The sequence below is a fragment of the Mycobacterium sp. smrl_JER01 genome, from assembly GCF_048513595.2.
In the GTDB taxonomy this organism is placed as follows: domain Bacteria; phylum Actinomycetota; class Actinomycetes; order Mycobacteriales; family Mycobacteriaceae; genus Mycobacterium.
The window spans coordinates 2,403,977-2,420,193 of sequence record NZ_JBLXXK020000001.1; the positions used below are offsets into that span (position 1 = coordinate 2,403,977).

16 protein-coding genes are annotated in these 16,217 nt (G+C 68.1%); 9 read left to right on the plus strand and 7 right to left on the minus strand.

Annotation, left to right across the window (positions count from 1 at the left end; translation table 11 throughout):
* Position 1 precedes the first annotated feature (1 nt).
* Entirely contained in the window at positions 2-658 is a 657-nt protein-coding gene (gene cei, locus ACNUDN_RS11380; RefSeq protein WP_419122034.1) for an envelope integrity protein Cei, read from the minus strand.
* Between the two features lie 179 nt (positions 659-837).
* Here cei and ACNUDN_RS11385 point away from each other — a divergent pair, with 179 nt between their 5' ends.
* Positions 838-1,140, plus strand: coding sequence for a DUF4193 domain-containing protein (locus ACNUDN_RS11385; protein WP_011894786.1), 303 nt, complete (start codon positions 838-840; stop codon positions 1,138-1,140).
* Between the two features lie 43 nt (positions 1,141-1,183).
* Here the strand turns inward: ACNUDN_RS11385 and ACNUDN_RS11390 are convergent, their stop codons facing one another.
* On the minus strand, positions 1,184-1,660 hold the full coding sequence (locus ACNUDN_RS11390; RefSeq protein ID WP_419122035.1) for a DUF3093 domain-containing protein: 477 nt from the start codon (positions 1,658-1,660) through the stop codon (positions 1,184-1,186).
* A 25-nt stretch (positions 1,661-1,685) separates the two neighbouring features.
* Here ACNUDN_RS11390 and dut point away from each other — a divergent pair, with 25 nt between their 5' ends.
* Both dut and ACNUDN_RS11400 read left to right on the plus strand, forming a co-directional pair.
* Positions 1,686-2,150: a dUTP diphosphatase gene (gene dut / locus ACNUDN_RS11395; protein ID WP_419122036.1), complete on the plus strand. Its 465-nt coding sequence runs from the start codon at positions 1,686-1,688 to the stop codon at positions 2,148-2,150.
* A 90-nt stretch (positions 2,151-2,240) separates the two neighbouring features.
* Entirely contained in the window at positions 2,241-2,975 is a 735-nt protein-coding gene (locus ACNUDN_RS11400; RefSeq protein ID WP_419122037.1) for a DUF3710 domain-containing protein, read from the plus strand.
* Between the two features lie 36 nt (positions 2,976-3,011).
* Here ACNUDN_RS11400 and ACNUDN_RS11405 read toward each other — a convergent pair whose 3' ends face one another.
* A complete protein-coding gene (locus ACNUDN_RS11405) occupies positions 3,012-3,737 on the minus strand; it encodes an alpha/beta fold hydrolase (protein WP_419122038.1) in 726 nt (241 codons plus the stop codon).
* 143 nt (positions 3,738-3,880) lie between these two features.
* On the opposite strand from ACNUDN_RS11405, the gene ACNUDN_RS11410 reads away from it, so the two are divergent.
* Both ACNUDN_RS11410 and ACNUDN_RS11415 read left to right on the plus strand, forming a co-directional pair.
* Positions 3,881-4,252, plus strand: coding sequence for an OB-fold nucleic acid binding domain-containing protein (locus tag ACNUDN_RS11410; RefSeq protein ID WP_419122039.1), 372 nt, complete (start codon positions 3,881-3,883; stop codon positions 4,250-4,252).
* Entirely contained in the window at positions 4,249-4,950 is a 702-nt protein-coding gene (locus tag ACNUDN_RS11415) for a DUF3159 domain-containing protein (protein WP_419122040.1), read from the plus strand. The genes ACNUDN_RS11410 and ACNUDN_RS11415 overlap by 4 nt, the downstream gene beginning before the upstream one ends.
* Positions 4,951-4,957: 7 nt before the next feature.
* Here ACNUDN_RS11415 and ACNUDN_RS11420 read toward each other — a convergent pair whose 3' ends face one another.
* Entirely contained in the window at positions 4,958-5,623 is a 666-nt protein-coding gene (locus ACNUDN_RS11420) for a potassium channel family protein (protein WP_419122041.1), read from the minus strand.
* A gap of 16 nt (positions 5,624-5,639) precedes the next feature.
* The gene (locus ACNUDN_RS11425; RefSeq protein WP_419122042.1) at positions 5,640-6,314 is read right to left on the minus strand and encodes a potassium channel family protein; all 675 of its coding nucleotides are present in this window, start codon (positions 6,312-6,314) and stop codon (positions 5,640-5,642) included.
* Positions 6,315-6,414: 100 nt separating this feature from the next.
* Between ACNUDN_RS11425 and ACNUDN_RS11430 the strand changes: the two genes are divergently transcribed.
* Together ACNUDN_RS11430 and ACNUDN_RS11435 are read left to right on the plus strand one after the other, a co-directional pair.
* Complete coding sequence (locus ACNUDN_RS11430; RefSeq protein WP_419122043.1) at positions 6,415-8,409, plus strand: APC family permease; 1,995 nt, start codon at positions 6,415-6,417, stop codon at positions 8,407-8,409.
* Positions 8,406-9,593 carry a class I SAM-dependent RNA methyltransferase gene (locus ACNUDN_RS11435; protein WP_419122044.1) on the plus strand — a complete coding sequence of 396 codons (1,188 nt, stop codon included), beginning with the start codon at positions 8,406-8,408 and terminating at the stop codon, positions 9,591-9,593. Before ACNUDN_RS11430 ends, ACNUDN_RS11435 begins: the two co-directional genes overlap by 4 nt.
* 33 nt (positions 9,594-9,626) lie before the next feature.
* Here ACNUDN_RS11435 and ACNUDN_RS11440 read toward each other — a convergent pair whose 3' ends face one another.
* Both ACNUDN_RS11440 and ACNUDN_RS11445 read right to left on the minus strand, forming a co-directional pair.
* A complete protein-coding gene (locus ACNUDN_RS11440) occupies positions 9,627-12,569 on the minus strand; it encodes a UPF0182 family protein (protein WP_419122045.1) in 2,943 nt (980 codons plus the stop codon).
* 138 nt (positions 12,570-12,707) lie between these two features.
* On the minus strand, positions 12,708-12,968 hold the full coding sequence (locus ACNUDN_RS11445; protein ID WP_419122046.1) for a hypothetical protein: 261 nt from the start codon (positions 12,966-12,968) through the stop codon (positions 12,708-12,710).
* A 21-nt stretch (positions 12,969-12,989) separates the two neighbouring features.
* Between ACNUDN_RS11445 and dxs the strand changes: the two genes are divergently transcribed.
* The gene (dxs, locus tag ACNUDN_RS11450; RefSeq protein WP_419122047.1) at positions 12,990-14,903 is read left to right on the plus strand and encodes a 1-deoxy-D-xylulose-5-phosphate synthase; all 1,914 of its coding nucleotides are present in this window, start codon (positions 12,990-12,992) and stop codon (positions 14,901-14,903) included.
* 47 nt (positions 14,904-14,950) lie between these two features.
* Positions 14,951-16,099 carry an alpha/beta hydrolase family protein gene (locus ACNUDN_RS11455; RefSeq protein WP_419125119.1) on the plus strand — a complete coding sequence of 383 codons (1,149 nt, stop codon included), beginning with the start codon at positions 14,951-14,953 and terminating at the stop codon, positions 16,097-16,099.
* Positions 16,100-16,217: the final 118 nt, after the last annotated feature.

A 16,217-nucleotide genomic window follows, 5' to 3' on the forward strand; every position in this document is an offset into this window, starting at 1 on the left:
TTCAGCAGGTTCCGGTGTGGGCCTTGGTCAGCAGTTCTGCGTCGGCCGGCGCGGTGGCGTCGGGAAGCAGGCTGGCCAGCACGGCGTCGATGTCGTCGCTGCGGGTCACCTCGGTGAAATCGGTGCCCAGGGCCAGGTCGACGGTGTCGTCGGGGCGCCCGTCCTGGAACAGTTCGGTGCACGGAGCCACCAGCCAGACCGCCGCGGCGGCGGCCCGCCCGGACGGACCGAACCGGATCTGACCCTGGCACTGCAGCCGCGCGGTCGCATAGACCGGGTCGTTGGCGGCTTCCGGATCGGTGAATCCGAGATCGCGCAGCGCACCGGCCACTTCGGAGGCCTGACCACCCTGACCGCTGGCGTTGAGCACCCGGATCCGGGTGTCGACCAGTTTGGCGGGCGTGACGTCGAGCATGGTGGCGCGGGTGACCTGCTCGCCGAGGTTCGGCACGGGTGCGCCCGGTTCGGCGGGCGCCGGTGGCGGGTTGCACACCGCGGCCTCCTGTACCTCGGGGGGACGGGACAGCGCGATCACCCACACCAGACCGGCGGCGACGGCCAGGCACACGAACATCGCGATCCCGGGCACGAGGTTTCGGCGGCGGAACGGACGGCCGTGCTTGTCGAACGCCGTGCCTTCGGTGATTTGCGCGACCACGGTCAGCACTCTAGAGCCATGGCGTACGGTGCTCCGACCGGCAGCAATAAACGACCAGGCCCGGATGTGACGCAAATCACATTAGAACCGGTGTCAATCCGGGCACGAATCGTTTGGCGGATGCGTTCGACGCTGGTACAAAGCAACGCTGCAACGAGCTTCACGGAGGGGACAGGTTTATGGCCACCGACTACGACGCCCCAAGGCGCACCGAGACCGATGACGTTTCCGAGGATTCACTCGAGGAACTGAAGGCGAGGCGCAACGAAGCTCAGTCGGCTGTCGTCGACGTCGACGAGTCCGAATCCGCCGAATCGTTCGAGCTTCCGGGCGCCGACCTGTCCGGTGAGGAGCTCTCGGTGCGGGTGATTCCGAAGCAGGCCGATGAGTTCACCTGCTCCAGCTGCTTCCTGGTCCATCACCGTAGCCGGCTGGCAAGCGAGAAGAACGGCATGATGATCTGCACCGACTGCGCCGCCTGAGAACGCCGCGGGACGTCTGAGAGCGTGCGCTGTGCGCCTGCCCTCAGGCGCGCAGCGCGGCCAGGACCTTGTCCGGATGCTTGGTGCTGATCAGCCAGTACGGGGTGGGGTCGTCCGGATCTTCGAGTACCAGCAGGACCATGGGGCCGACCCAGCCCCGGTGCACCACGAACGCCGCAGGGTCCAGTTGACGGCCCAGCGCCGCCGACTTGGCCGAGCGGGGCACTTCTGCCGTTCGTGAGATGACCCCGACGGGCAGGTGCGCGTTGCCGACCCAGAGCTCGGTCTGATCGCCGGATCCGACCACCCGCAGCTCGGTTCTGCCGAGCATCAGCAGCACCACGGCGGCGACGGGTAGCAGCACGGCGTAGGGCAGCCAGTCCGGGAGCGTGCGGATGCCCTGGTTGAACTGCAGGCCGATGAGGGCGGCCAGACCCAGGCCGGGCAGCCACCACCACAGCGGGACCAGCAGACGCTCGCGATAGCGGACCGTTTGAGCGGTGGCGCGCGTGTCAGACACGGGGCCCAGAGTAATCTCTGAGGTCGTGTCCACCTCTTTGGCGGTAGTGCGCCTCGACCGGGACCTTCCCCTGCCGACCAGGGCGCACGAGGGCGACGCGGGCGTCGACCTCTACAGCGCCCAGGACGTGGAGCTGGCACCCGGTCACCGGGCGCTGGTCGGCACCGGTATCGCGGTGGCCATTCCGCACGGCATGGTCGGGTTGATCCACCCGCGATCGGGACTTGCTGCGCGCGTGGGGCTTTCAATCGTGAACAGTCCCGGCACCATCGATGCGGGATATCGGGGCGAGATCAAGGTCTCGTTGATCAATCACGATCCCGAGTCGCCGATCGTGGTGCGGCGGGGAGAGCGGATCGCCCAGCTGGTGGTGCAGCGTGTGGAGTTGCCCGAACTGGTCGAGGTGACCTCCTTCGACGAGGCCGGGCTGGCCGACACGACCCGCGGCGACGGCGGGCACGGTTCCTCGGGTGGGCATGCCAGTCTGTAGATGGAGATGACATGGCATTAGGCAGACACCACGGCAGCACTGACAGACACCACAGCAGCACACCACAGCAGCACTGAGACGCCTGAGGAGGTGACGTCGGTGGACATCGACGACGAGGAGCTGGAAGGCCCGTTCGACATCGACGACTTCGACGACCCGGCAATCGCCGCGGTGGCCCGCCTGGACCTGGGATCGGTGTTGATCCCGATGCCCGAGGCCGGGCAGGTGCAGGTCGAACTGAACGAGCAGGGCGCCCCCAGCGCGATCTGGGTGGTCACGCCGAACGGCCGCTTCACCATCGCGGCCTACGCCGCGCCGAAATCTGCCGGGCTGTGGCGAGAAGTTGCCGCCGAGCTGGCGGATTCCCTGCGTAAGGACGCGCCCCGGGTGAGCATCGAAGACGGTCCCTGGGGTCGCGAGGTGGTCGGCACCGCGGGAGAGGGTGCTGCGGTGGTGCGGTTCATCGGGGTCGACGGTTACCGCTGGATGATCCGCTGTGTGGTCAACGGGCCTTACGAGACCATGACCCAGCTGGTCGAGCAGGCGCGAAACGCGTTGGCCGACACCGTGGTTCGCCGCGGCGACACTCCGTTGCCGGTGCGTACGCCGCTGCCGGTGCAGTTGCCCGAGCCGATGGCCGCGCAGCTGGCCGCGGCCCAACAGCAGGCCGTCGCGCAACAGCAACAGGCCGCCGGTTCCCAGCCTCAACCCCAGCCGCCGGCGCCGCAGCAGGAGCCGTCGCAGCAGGAGCCACCGCAGCCCAACGCCCGACGCTCGACGACGGGATCGGCGATGCAGCAGCTGCGCACCATCACCGGCGGGTGACCGTCACCCGGTGCACCCCGGCCGCGGTGGCCACGATCACCGCGTCGGTGGCCGCGCCGGATCGTCGGCGTCGCGCAGCGCGGCCAGGCAGCCCGCGCCCAGAATCGATGGATCGGCACCGACCGCGTCGAGCGTGACGGTCCGCAGGGCGGCCCGCGGGGCCGCCGAGACCCATTCCAGCCCGACCTCAAGGGGATGCACGGGGTCATCGGTGGCCGAGACCACCCCGAGCGGGACACGCAATCCTTCCAAATCGGTACTCGTGGGGGCGACGTAACGCGCGGCGGCATCCATCGCGTCCGGCAGCGCGGGCCACTGCCCGAGCCACGAGCGCGTCAACTCCTCAGCCAGCCACTTCGGGCTCGTCGACTGCATCTGGGTCGTCGCAGCGACCAGACCGTCGCGGCGCAGCAGGTCCGCGGAATAACGTGCCGCCAGGGCCGCCGGAGCCGCGTCCGGGGCGCCGGTCCACGCGGGCAGCGCCGCGAGCACGGCGACCGCCCGGCTCGGATGCGCGATCGCCCATTCCACCGCCACTGCCGCCCCGATCGACACGCCGCCCACCGCGATCGGCCCGGACTCCGCGGCATCGCTCAGGTCGTCCCGGTACCCGTCGACGAGGCGGTGCGGCTGCGGCGGTGGGGTCACCACTACCGCTCCCACCTGGTGCAGCGCTGTGGAGAAGGCCCGGTAGACGAAGTCGTCGTCGGAGCCGGTGCCCGGCAACAAAACGGTGGTGACGCCGCGCAGATTGACCGTCATGTTTCGATCGTGCCTGGTGGTGGAACCCGATTCGACACGACCCCACGGTGCCGTGCGTCGCGGTTAGCTTCTGGGAACCAACAGGTCTACCGTGGCGTTGTCAACAGAGTCCACAGTGGATTGGCAGAAGGTCAGGAGAGGCCATGGCCACGGCCGAGGGATATCTTCGCCGGCTCACCCGCCGGTTGACCGAAGATCCTGAGCAGCTCGATGTCGAAGAGCTCAGTGAGGAAGTTGCCAGTACGGGCGCCCAGAAGGCGATCGACTGTCAACGCGGTCAAGAAGTGACGATGATCGGAACCCTGCGCAGCGTCGAGTGCAACGGCAAGAGTTGCGCCGGCGGCGTCAAGGCCGAGCTGTTCGACGGCACCGACTCGGTGATGCTGGTGTGGTTGGGGCAGCGTCGTATCCCCGGCATCGAATCCGGGCGCACGCTCAAGGTGCACGGTCGGGTCGGCAAGCTGGACAACGGATCCAAGGCGATCTACAACCCCCATTACGAGATCCAGAAGTGAGTGACCCCGGCTCCGATCCGGGCAAGCAGCAGACCTCTCCGTTGCGCGGTGCGGCCGTCCTGGAACAGATGGGCGGCATCAGTGGTCTGATCTACTCCTCGCTGCCCGTCGTGGTGTTCGTGCCGGTCTCCTCGGCGTTCGGTTTGATGCCCGCCATCGGCGCGGCGCTCGCCGTGGCCACCGTGATCCTGATCTGGCGGCTGGCCCGCCGGGAGACGGCCCAACCCGCGATCTCCGGGTTCTTCGCGGTCGGCATCAGCGCGCTCATCGCCTACCTGGTCGGCGCCTCCAAAGGCTACTTCCTGCTCGGCATCTGGATGTCGCTGTTCTGGGCTGTGGTGTTCACGGTGTCGGTGGTCATCCGCCGCCCGGTGGTCGGCTACATCTGGGGCTGGGTGCACACCAGCGACCGACGTTGGCGGGAGGTGCGGCGGGCAGTACTGGCCTTCGACATCGCCACCCTGGTCTGGGTCGCGGTGTTCACGTCCCGATTCCTGGTCCAGCATCACCTGTACGACGCCGACCAGACGGGATGGCTCGGCGTGGCCCGCATCGCGATGGGCTGGCCGCTGACCGCGGTGGCTGCATTGGTCACCTATATGGCGATCCGCGCGGCCCAGCGTGAACTGCGCGAGCGCGGTCTGCACGGGTCTGCCGACACCGACGAGAAGGACGACGCGGCGCGCGAGCCGAACTGAGCGCTGCTCAGCGCTTCTGCGGGTTGAGCACCAGCTCGCGCAACTCGTCCTCGGCCTCGGTGACTGCGACGAACAACAGCTCGTCGCCACCTTCGAGCGGTTCGTCGCGTTCCGGGACGATGACCCGGGCCCCCCGCAGGATCGTCACCAGGGTCACGTCCCGGGGTAGTTCCAGGCGTTTGAGTGGTTTTCCGCCCCACGGGGTGTCGTCGGGCAGCGTGATCTCGACCAGATTGGCCTGCCCCTTGCGGAATTCCATCAGCCGCACCAGATCGCCGACCGACACCGCTTCCTCCACCAGGGAGGCGAGCATGCGCGGGGTGGAGACCGCGACGTCCACACCCCAGGCCTCGTCGAAAAGCCATTCGTTGCGGGGATCGTTGACCCGAGCCACCACGCGCGGGACCGCGAACTCGGTCTTGGACAGCAGACTGACCACTACGTTGGCCTTGTCGTCACCGGTGGCGGCGATCATGACGTCGAAATCCTCGAGCCTGACCGACTCGAGCAGGCTCAGCTCGCACGCGTCGCCGAGGCGCCAATGCGCGGCGGGGATCGCGTCGACGTCGATGTGGTCGGGGTTGCGCTCCAACAGGGTGACGTCGTGGGACTCGACCAACTCGCGGGCAATGGACCGACCCACCGCGCCGGCACCCGCGATCGCGACCTTCACCGTCGTGCTCCTCGAGTCATCTGCCCTCCGGTTCCTCGTTGGGAGGCAACGCGGCGATCGCCAGCGCCTCGGCGATATGGCCGGAAATCGCCGCCAGATACACCTGGTCACCGGCCTGGATGACCGTCTTGGCGTCGGGCAGGAGGCCGGCGCCGAAGCGGATCAGGAATGACACCCGCCCCGAGGTGGCTGCCTCCAGTTCGGTGATGCGGCGACCCATCCAGTCCTCATGCAGCGCCAGTTCGGTGACCCCGACGTTGCCGGTCGGATCACGCCACTTGGTGGTCTCGGTCTCCCGGGTCAGCACGTTGAGCAGGCGGTCGGTGGTCCACGGCACCGTGGCCACGGTGGGGATGCCGAGCCGCTCGTACACCGCGGCACGTTTGGCGTCGTAGATGCGGGCCACCACACGCTGCACGCCGAAGGTCTCGCGGGCCACCCGCGCGGAGATGATGTTCGAGTTGTCGCCGGAGGACACCGCTGCGAACGCCCCGGCGTCCTCGATGCCGGACCGGATCAACACGTCGCGGTCGAACCCCATACCGAGCACCCGCTCGCCCGAGAAGTCGGGAGAGAGCCGGTGGAATGCGGTGCCGTCGCGGTCGATCACCGCGACGTCGTGGCCGATCCTGGCCAGGCTGTCCGCCAACGACGCGCCCACCCGGCCGCATCCCATCACCACAACACGCACCTGACGGTCCTTTCCCAGCCGAGGTCACCGCAAAACCCGTGCACCCCGAACGCTACCGCTTTGCGACAGCCGGTGGCCTTCGGGCTTACTCTTGGCAGTCGTGTCCAAGCTTTCGACGGTCGCACGGCGTCTGATGCTGGGCCGGCCGTTCCGCAGCGACAGGTTGTCGCACACCCTGCTCCCCAAACGGATAGCGCTGCCGGTCTTTGCCTCCGATGCGCTGTCCTCGGTGGCCTATGCGCCCGAAGAGATCTTCCTGGTGCTCTCGGTCGCCGGATTGGCGGCCTATTCGATGGCGCCGTGGATCGGTCTGGCGGTCGCGGCGGTGATGTTGATCGTGATCGCCAGCTATCGGCAGAACGTGCACGCCTACCCGTCCGGCGGCGGCGACTACGAGGTAGTGAGCACGAACCTCGGGCCTACCGCGGGGCTGACCGTGGCCAGTGCGTTGCTCATCGACTACGTGCTGACCGTCGCGGTGTCGATGTCCTCGGCCATGTCGAACATCGGGTCGGCGGTGCCGTTCATCAACGAGCACAAGGTGTGGTTCGCGGTGGTGGCGATCCTGGTGCTGGCGTCGCTGAACCTGCGCGGAATACGGGAATCGGGAACGGCCTTCGCGATACCGACCTACGCGTTCATGATCGGCATGTACGCGATGCTGGCGTGGGGATTCTTCCAGATCTATGTACTCGGAACGCCGTTGCGGGCCGAGTCTGCGGACTTCGAGATGCACTCCGAGCACGGCGACATCCTCGGCTTTGCGCTGGTGTTCCTCGTCGCGCGGGCGTTTTCGTCGGGCAGCGCCGCGCTGACCGGTGTCGAGGCCATCAGCAACGGTGTACCGGCCTTCCAGAAGCCGAAGTCGCGTAACGCCGCGACCACCTTGCTGCTGCTCGGTGTCGTCGCGATCACGCTGTTCATCGGCATCATCATGCTGGCCAAGGCCACCGGTGTGCAGATCGCCGAGCGGCCGGCCGAACAGCTCGGCGGGGCGCCCGCCGACTATCACCAGAAGACCCTCATCGCCCAGCTCGCCGACACCGTGTTCCACGGTTTCCCGCTGGGGCTCTACCTGATCGCCGGAGTGACGGCACTGATTCTGGTCCTGGCTGCCAACACCGCGTTCAACGGCTTCCCGGTGCTGGGATCCATCCTGGCGCAGGATCGATACCTGCCGCGCCAGCTGCACACCCGTGGGGACCGGCTGGCGTTCTCCAACGGCATCTTGTTCCTGGCTTTGGGTGCGGTCGCGTTCGTCGTGGCGTTCCAGGCCCAGGTCACGGCGCTGATCCAGCTCTACATCGTCGGGGTGTTCGTGTCGTTCACGCTCAGCCAGATCGGGATGGTCCGACACTGGACCCGGCTGCTGCGCACCGAGACCGACGACACCGTGCGCGCTCGGATGACCCGTTCCCGGGTGATCAACACCATCGGTTTCCTGTGCACCGGAACCGTGCTGGTCATTGTCGTCGTGACGAAATTCGTTGCTGGAGCCTGGATCACGATCCTGGTGATGAGTGCCCTGTTCGGCATCATGAAGCTCATCCACCGGCACTACGCATCGGTCAGTCGTGAGTTGGACGCCCAGGCGGCCGAGACCGAGGACATCGTGCTGCCCAGCCGCAACCACGCCATCGTGTTGGTGTCCAACGTGCATCTGCCCACGCTGCGGGCGCTGGCCTACGCGCGTGCCACCAGGCCGGACGTGTTGGAGGCGCTCACCGTCAGCGTCGACGACGCCGAAACCCGTCAGCTGGTGCACAAGTGGGAGCAGAGCGACATCAGTGTGCCGCTGAAGGTGATCGCCTCGCCGTACCGGGAGATCACCCGGCCGGTTCTGGACTACGTCAAGCGGGTCGGCAAGGATTCACCGCGCACCGTGGTCACCGTGTTCATCCCCGAATATGTCGTCGGGCACTGGTGGGAGCAGGTGCTGCACAACCAGAGCGCGCTGCGGCTCAAGGGCCGCCTGCTGTTCGAGCCGAACGTGATGGTGACCTCGGTTCCCTGGCAGTTGTCCTCGTCGGAGCGGCTCAAGCGGTTGGCGCCGCAGTCCGCGCCGGGCGATGCTCGCAAGGGGTTCCTGGATTGAGCGCTGCGGAGCTGGTGCTGACCACCGGGTCGGCGGCCAACGGCGGTAGTTGCGTCGCGCGCCACGACGGCCGGGTGGTGTTCGTCCGCTATGCGCTGCCGGGGGAGACGGTACGCGCCCGGCTGATCGGCGATCGCGGATCCTATTGGAACGCCGAGGCCGTCGAGATCCTCCAACCGGCGGCCGAGCGGATCGACTCGTTGTGTCCGATCGCCGGGGTGGACGGGTCGGGTTGTTGTGACCTGGCCTTCGCCGAGCCGGCCGCGGTCCGTCGGATCAAGGGCGCCGTGGTCGCCAACCAGCTTGCCCGCCTTGGCAATTACCACTGGCGTGACGAATCCGAGGCCGCCGCCGAGCCGGTGGGCGCCGGCCTGCCCACCGGCTGGCGCACCCGGGTGCGGCTGGACACCTCGGCCGACGGACGTGCGGGTTTTCACCGCTATCACAGTGCCGAACTGGTGCACCGGCTGGACTGTGCCCAATTGCCGGTGGGAATGCTCGAGGGTGTGGCCGACACCCGGTGGCCGGCCGAGGCCGCGGTGCACGTCGTCGTGGACGACGACGGGCTCCGACACATCGCACACGCCGGGCGGGGCCGGCGTACCACCGTGATCGAGGGTGGCTACGAAGCGGTGCAACGGGTGGGCGGGCGCACGTGGCGGGTTCCGGTCACCGCGTTCTGGCAGGCCCACCGCGACGCACCCGCGCTCTACAGCTCGCTGGTCGCCGAGGGGGCGCAACTGTCGGCCGGGATGACCGCATGGGACCTGTACGGCGGCGCAGGGGTTTTCGCCGCCGCGTTGGCGCACGGTGTCGGGGACACCGGCGCGGTGATCACCGTGGACACCTCTCGGGGCGCGTCGCGGTCGGCGCGCGCCGCGCTGGCAGATCTCGGCAACGTGACTGTGGTGACCGATTCGGTGCGGCGGGCGCTCGGCGGACAGCGCAGCCGCGCCGACGTCGCGGTGCTCGATCCCCCGCGCACCGGCGCCGGCCGCGAGGTGATCGACCTGCTGGCCGCCGCCAAGGTGCCGCGGATCATCCACATCGGTTGTGAAGCAGCATCATTCGCCCGGGATGTGGGGCTTTACCTCGGGCACGGTTACTCGGTCGAGGAGCTGCGGGTGTTCGACTCGTTCCCGCTGACCCATCATGTGGAATGCGTTGCCGTGCTGCACAGATGAGGGCCGTTCACGGGCCGGGCAGATGAGGGACGCTCACGGGCCGGCCGGCTCCAGGCCGTCGACCGCCTGCTCCATCCGTTCGATCGCTTCGCGCATCTGGGCGATCGCGTCGCGCAGCTCGGTCGTCGAGGCGGGGGCACCGGGACCGGGGGGTGTCGGGACCGCCTGCTGTTCACCCGGGGACGGTGCCGCCGCTTCAGGTGCGGGGTCGGGCGGGACCACGGCCGCCGGAGGTGGCGCGGACGCGGCGTCGCCGCCGGGTGCGGTGGCGACGCGGCCCGTCCCCGTGCCGAAGATCTGGTCGAGCGCCTCGGACAGCGTGGGTGCGTACCCCACCCGGACCCCGCCGCCGTCGCGTTCCCGGAAACTCGCCAGTACCCGGGACAGCTGCGGGAACGTCGAACTGTTGGGGTTGGTCGAGATCCGTTCGGTGTAAAGGGGTTCGACGTACAGTACGCCGCCGTCGGCGATCGGAAGGGTCAGCAGGTTGCCGTAGTGGATCTGGTTCGACCGTTCCAGCAGGGTGCGCTCGGAGGCCACCCGGGTATCGGAGATCATCGAGTTCTGGATCTGCTGCGGGCCCTGGGTCAAGGTGTCGGTGGGCAGCTGTAGCACTGTGAGCCTGCCGTAGTTGTCCGGGTCCGAGCCCGCCGAGATGTAGGCCGACAGGAACTCGCGGTTGTATCCGACCATCGCGGTGGCCAGCTGGAACCGCGGTTCCGCTGTCTGCTCGTCGCCGACGAGCACGTAGAACGGTGGCTGCGGTGACGTCGCGTCATCGGTGGGATCGCTGGGCACAGACCAGAAGGCGTTGGTGGTGAAGAACTCCCGCGGCTCGTCAACGTGGTACTTGGACAACAATTCGCGTTGGACGCGGAATATGTCCTCCGGATAGCGGAAGTGCGCGCGCAGTTCGTCGGAGATGTCGTCGGCACTTCTGACCGTGCCGGGCAGTGCACGCATCCAGGCCGCCAGCACCGGGTCCTCGGTGTCGAACTGGTAGAGGGTGACCGTTCCGTCGTAGGCGTCGACGGTCGCCTTGACCGAGTTGCGGGCGTAGGACACGGCCTGACCGTGCCTGACGGCACCGTTCGGGGTGACCACCGGCTGTTCCAGCGACGCACGCGCGGCGTACGGATAGTTGTCCAGCGTGGTGTAGGCGTCCACGATCCACACGATGCGTCCGTCGACCACGGACGGGTAGGTGTTGGAATCGGTGGTCAACCACGGCGCGACCCGCTGCACGCGCTGTTGGGGATCGCGGTGCAGGATCAGCTTCGACTCCGAGCCGATCGCCCGCGAGAACAGGATGTTGCGCTCGGCGAATTTGGCCGCGAACACACTGCGGGTGAACCAGTTCCCGATCGGGATGCCGCCGGCACCGGTGTAGCTGTAGGTCGAGGTGTCGGTGTCGTACTCGCGGGGTGGGGCCCCGGGCGCGCCGCCGACGATCGCATAGTCGGGATCGGCTTGGGCGATCACCTCGCCGAAGTAGACGCGCGGTTGGTCCACCGGGATGACCTGCCGCCCGGCCGCCTGGGTCGCGATGTCACTGACGGCGTAGATCGGGTAGCCGCTGTTGCTCTCGGACGCCTCCGCGGCGTCACGGACGGCGGCGTTGACCCGGTTGGCCGGCGCGGCGACGAATCCGTTGCCGTGGGTGTAGACGGTGTGCCGGTTGATCCAGTCGGTCTGGTTGCCGGTCAGCGAGTCCGGGGACAGTTCGCGCACGCCGACGATGTAGTCCTGCAGTTCCCCGTCGATGCGGTACCGATCGATGTCGAGGGCATCGGGAAAGCTGTAGAAGTTCTTCAGCTGCTGTTGCTGGGTGAAGGTGCGCGACAAGATGTTCGGGTCGAGCAGACGCACCTGCGCGATGGTGGTCCGGTCCGCCGGCACATCCAACGGCGAGGTGGTGCCGATGCCCGGATAGTCGCGGTACTCGACGTGGTCTCCGTCGAGTCGGAATGCCTGGCGGGTGGCCTCGATGTTGCGCTCGATGTAGGGCCCTTCCACATCAGCGGCGTTGGGGCGCACCGAGAATTGCTCCATCAGCAGCGGCCATCCGCCGCCTACCAGCAGCGACGACAGCACCAGCAGCGCGGTCGCCATCGCCGGGATCCGCATGTCGCGCAGAAACACCGCCGCGAAGAAGGACACCGCACACAGGACCGCGATCGCGAGCAGAACCAGCTTCGCGGGCAGCGCCGCGTGGATGTCGGTGTAGCCCGCGCCGGTGAAGGTCGGCTCTTTGCGGCCGCCGGAGAGCAGTTCGTACCGGTCGAACCAGTACGCGACCGCCTTGAGCAGGATCACCATGCCGGCCAGGATCGCGATCTGGACCCGGGCCGGGTTGGTCAGCGCGCCTTTGCCCTCGCCGATGCGCAGCCCCCCGAAAAGGTAGTTCGCCACCAGACTGGCCAGCAGCGCCAGCACGAACGCGACCAGCAACCAGTTCAGCAGCATTCGGTAGAACGGCAGGTCGAAAACGAAGAAGCCGATGTCGTGCCCGAATTCGGGATCGACGATGCCGAAGGCCGAACCGTGCAGGAACAGCTGCACGGTGGACCAACTCAGCTGTGCGATCAGTCCGCACAACAGGCCCGCGGTGACGGCGGCCCCGGCGGCGAGCAATCGGGGGCGTGCCATCGCCGCGGCCCGGTAGGGGTCCAGCGGATCGGCCTTCTTCGACTCGGTCGGCATGAACACCGGTCGGGTGCGGTAGGCGATGACGATCGCGGCGAGCACCGCGCCGCCGACGAGCAGCGCGACGGTCAGGAAGGCGGCCAGCCGGGTCAGCAGCACTGTCGTCCAGACCGACCGGTACCCGACCTCGCCGAACCACAGCCAGTCGACGTAGAGGTCGATCACGCGGGGACCGAACACCAGCAGCGCGATGAACACCGCGGCGCCGATCAACGCCACGCGACTCCGCCGGGGGAGCTGCGCGAACCTGTTCGACGACGCTGTCTTCATCAGGGCGCTCCGATCGCGGTTGCGTGCCATCGGTCCGGGCGAACCGAGGCATCGGTGCGGTAGGCCGCCCGGGGGGATCGCGACGTCGGTCGAACCTCGGTCGGCGGGTACGCGGGTACCGGGTGGCCTGCCACGATCCTAGTTGGTGTCCGGAGCGGCCCGGTCGGACCGCATTCCGGCGTCCTCGGAGCAGGGTTCTCCGCCCGGCTGCAGCAGCTCAGAACGTGACGAATTTGTGAAGATCGGTGTGTCGTGCAGCGCACCGCGCCGCGGCCACCGGTCCGCCGTGTCGTCACCGCCGGATACCGCGCCGACCGGCGCATTCGCCGCCGAACTGTGGACGGGGTCGGGCCACTGCGGCCCCTCCCGGGGGTTGGACTCGGCAGGACTGACCAGCACCGCCGTGCGTAGACTATCGGGATGCTTGAACAGATCCGCGGTCCCGCAGATCTACAGCACCTGTCGCAGGCGCAGCTGGAGGATCTGGCCCGCGAAATCCGTGAGTTCCTGATCCACAAGGTCGCGGCGACGGGTGGGCATCTGGGACCCAACCTCGGCGTCGTGGAACTGACGTTGGCGCTGCACCGCGTCTTCGATTCGCCCCATGACCCGATCCTGTTCGACACCGGACACCAGGCCTACGTGCACAAGATGCTGACCGGCAGATGCCGGGACTTCGATTCGCTGCGCAAGAAGGACGGCCTGTCGGGCTACCCGTCGCGCGAGGAGAGCGAGCACGACTGGGTGGAGTCCAGCCACGCCAGCTCGGCGCTGTCCTACGCGGACGGCCTCGCGAAGGCTTTCGAGCTGTCCGGCCATCGCAACCGTCACGTGGTGGCCGTCGTCGGGGACGGTGCGCTCACCGGCGGTATGTGCTGGGAGGCGATGAACAACATCGCCGCGTCGCGCCGACCGGTGGTCATCGTCGTCAACGACAACGGCCGCAGCTATGCGCCCACGATCGGGGGGTTCGCCGAACACCTTGCCGGGCTCCGTCTGCAGCCGGGCTACGAGCGTTTTCTCGAGGAGAGCCGCAAGGCGGTCCGCGGCGTTCCGATGATCGGCGAGTTCTGCTACCAGTGCATGCACAGCATCAAGGCCGGGATCAAGGACGCGCTGTCGCCCCAGGTGATGTTCACCGACCTGGGCCTGAAGTATGTCGGGCCGATCGACGGACACGACGAGCATGCCGTGGAGAGCGCGTTGCGCCACGCGCGGGCTTTCAACGCGCCGGTGGTGGTCCATGTGGTCACCCGCAAAGGCATGGGATACGCGCCTGCCGAGAACGATGCGGACGACCAGATGCACGCGTGCGGGGTCATCGACCCCGAGACGGGCCTGGCGACGACGGTGCCCGGGCCCGGCTGGACATCGACGTTCTCCGAGGCTTTGATCCGACTGGCCGGTAAGCGGCGCGACATCGTCGCGATCACCGCCGCGATGCCCGGGCCCACCGGCCTGAGCGCGTTCCGCGACCGGTTCCCCGACCGTTTCTTCGACGTCGGCATCGCCGAACAGCACGCGATGACGTCGGCCGCGGGACTGGCCATGGGCGGGATGCATCCCGTGGTGGCGATCTATTCGACGTTCCTCAACCGCGCCTTCGACCAGATGCTCATGGACGTGGCGCTGCACCGGCTGCCGGTGACGATCGTCCTGGATCGTTCCGGGGTGACCGGGCCGGACGGGGCCAGCCACAACGGCATGTGGGACCTGTCGATCCTGGGGATCGTGCCGGGTATGCGCGTCGCCGCACCGCGCGACGGGGCTCGATTGCGCGAGGAACTCGGCGAGGCCGTCGAGGTCGACGATGGTCCCACCGCAATCCGGTTCCCGAAGGGCGACGTCGGCGAGGACATCGCTGCGGTCGAACGGCGCAACGGCGTCGACATCCTCGCGGTCCCGGCCGAGGGGATGTCCGAGGACGTCCTGGTGGTCGCTGTCGGCCCGTTCGCCGCGATGGCGCTCGCTGTCGCCGAACGGCTGCGTAACCAGGGCATCGGCGTGACGGTCGTGGACCCGCGGTGGGTGCTTCCTGTCCCCGAGGAGATCGCCGTGCTGGCGTCGGGACACAAACTCGTCGTCACGATCGAGGACAACGGCGGGCACGGCGGCATCGGGTCGGCGGTGTCGTGCATGCTGCGGCACCGGGACATTGACGTGCCGTGCCGCGATGCGGCGCTACCTCAGGAGTTCTTCGCCCATGCCTCACGGGGTGAGGTGCTCGCACAGGTCGGACTGACCGAGCGCAACATCGCCCGCCAGATCACCGGCTGGGTCGCTGCGCTGGGCGCAGCCATCGGCGCACGCGAGGTCAGCGAGCAACTCGACTGATCATGAGCCGAGCCCCTATCGTCCGCATCTGCGTTGCGGCGCTGGTGATGAGCGTTGCGCTGATGGGTTGTGCGGCCACAACCACCGAGGTCGACGCACCGACGTGGTCGGGCATGGATGCGCGCAGCCACGATGCCGCCGAGCCGTCGCCGGGAGCTCTGCTGGAGACCGTCCCGCTCGATCCTGAGCTCTCGGTCGCCGGTGCCGCCGAGGCCTACCGCATTCTTTACTCCACGGTGAATCAGCACGACCGTCCTGCTGTCAGCACTGCGGTGGTGTTCACTCCGCGAACCCCTGCGCCGCAGGGTGGTTGGCCGGTCGTCGCGTGGGCGCACGGCACCGTCGGCCTGGGCAACGATTGCACTCCGTCGGCGCTGCCACGCAGCGGGCGCGACGGTGAATATCTGTCGCACTGGCTCGACCAGGGCTACGTGGTGGTCGGTAGCGACTACGCCGGCCTCGGTACCCCGGGGCTGATGAGCTATCTCAACAGTCAGACCACGGCGCGCGGCGTGGTGGACTCGGTGATCGCGGCGCATCAGATGGATCTGGACCTGTCGCCGAGGTGGGCGGTGGTCGGACAGTCGCAGGGTGGCGGAGCCGCCGTCGCGACTGCGCGGTGGGCCACCGAGTTCAGCGCCGGAGCCGGGCTGGACTATCGCGGTGTCGTCGCGACCGGCACGCCGGCCAACGTCGAGACCATCGTCAAGCAGGCCGGGCCCGACATGGTGGTGCCGGACGAACTCGGGCCGATGGCCAATGCCTACGCCGCCTACATCGTGGCGGCGCTGCGCGACGCGCGACCGGATCTCGATCTCGACCAGGTGCTGACCCCGCAGGGACGGGCAGCCGCCGACCAGGCCGAGACGTTGTGTGCGGGGGATCTCGCCGGTGCGCTCGAGGACATGACGGTGCCCGGGTTCTTCGCCGCACCGATCACCTCCATCCCGGGGGCGGAGGAGGCGATCGACTCGTTCATGGGCGTGCCCGCATCCGGGTATGACCGGCCGCTGTTCCTGGGCGTCGGACTTCAGGATCGCGATGTCCCGCCGAACCTCACCCTGCAGTTCGCCGATCGGCTCGCCGCCAACGGCCAGGACGTGACCCTCAAGGTCTACCCCGACGCCGACCACAGCGGAACGGTGCTGGAATCGATGCCGGATTCCACGCAGTTCTTGGCCGAGGTCTTCGGATGACGCCGACCGATCGGCCATCGCGGCAGTAGTCCCGTCGGCTGGACGCGGCTCCGCTGGATGGACATGCTTCGTGTTGTCCGTGCCGTGCCGTGCCGTGTTTGTCCGTGCTTGTTGTCTG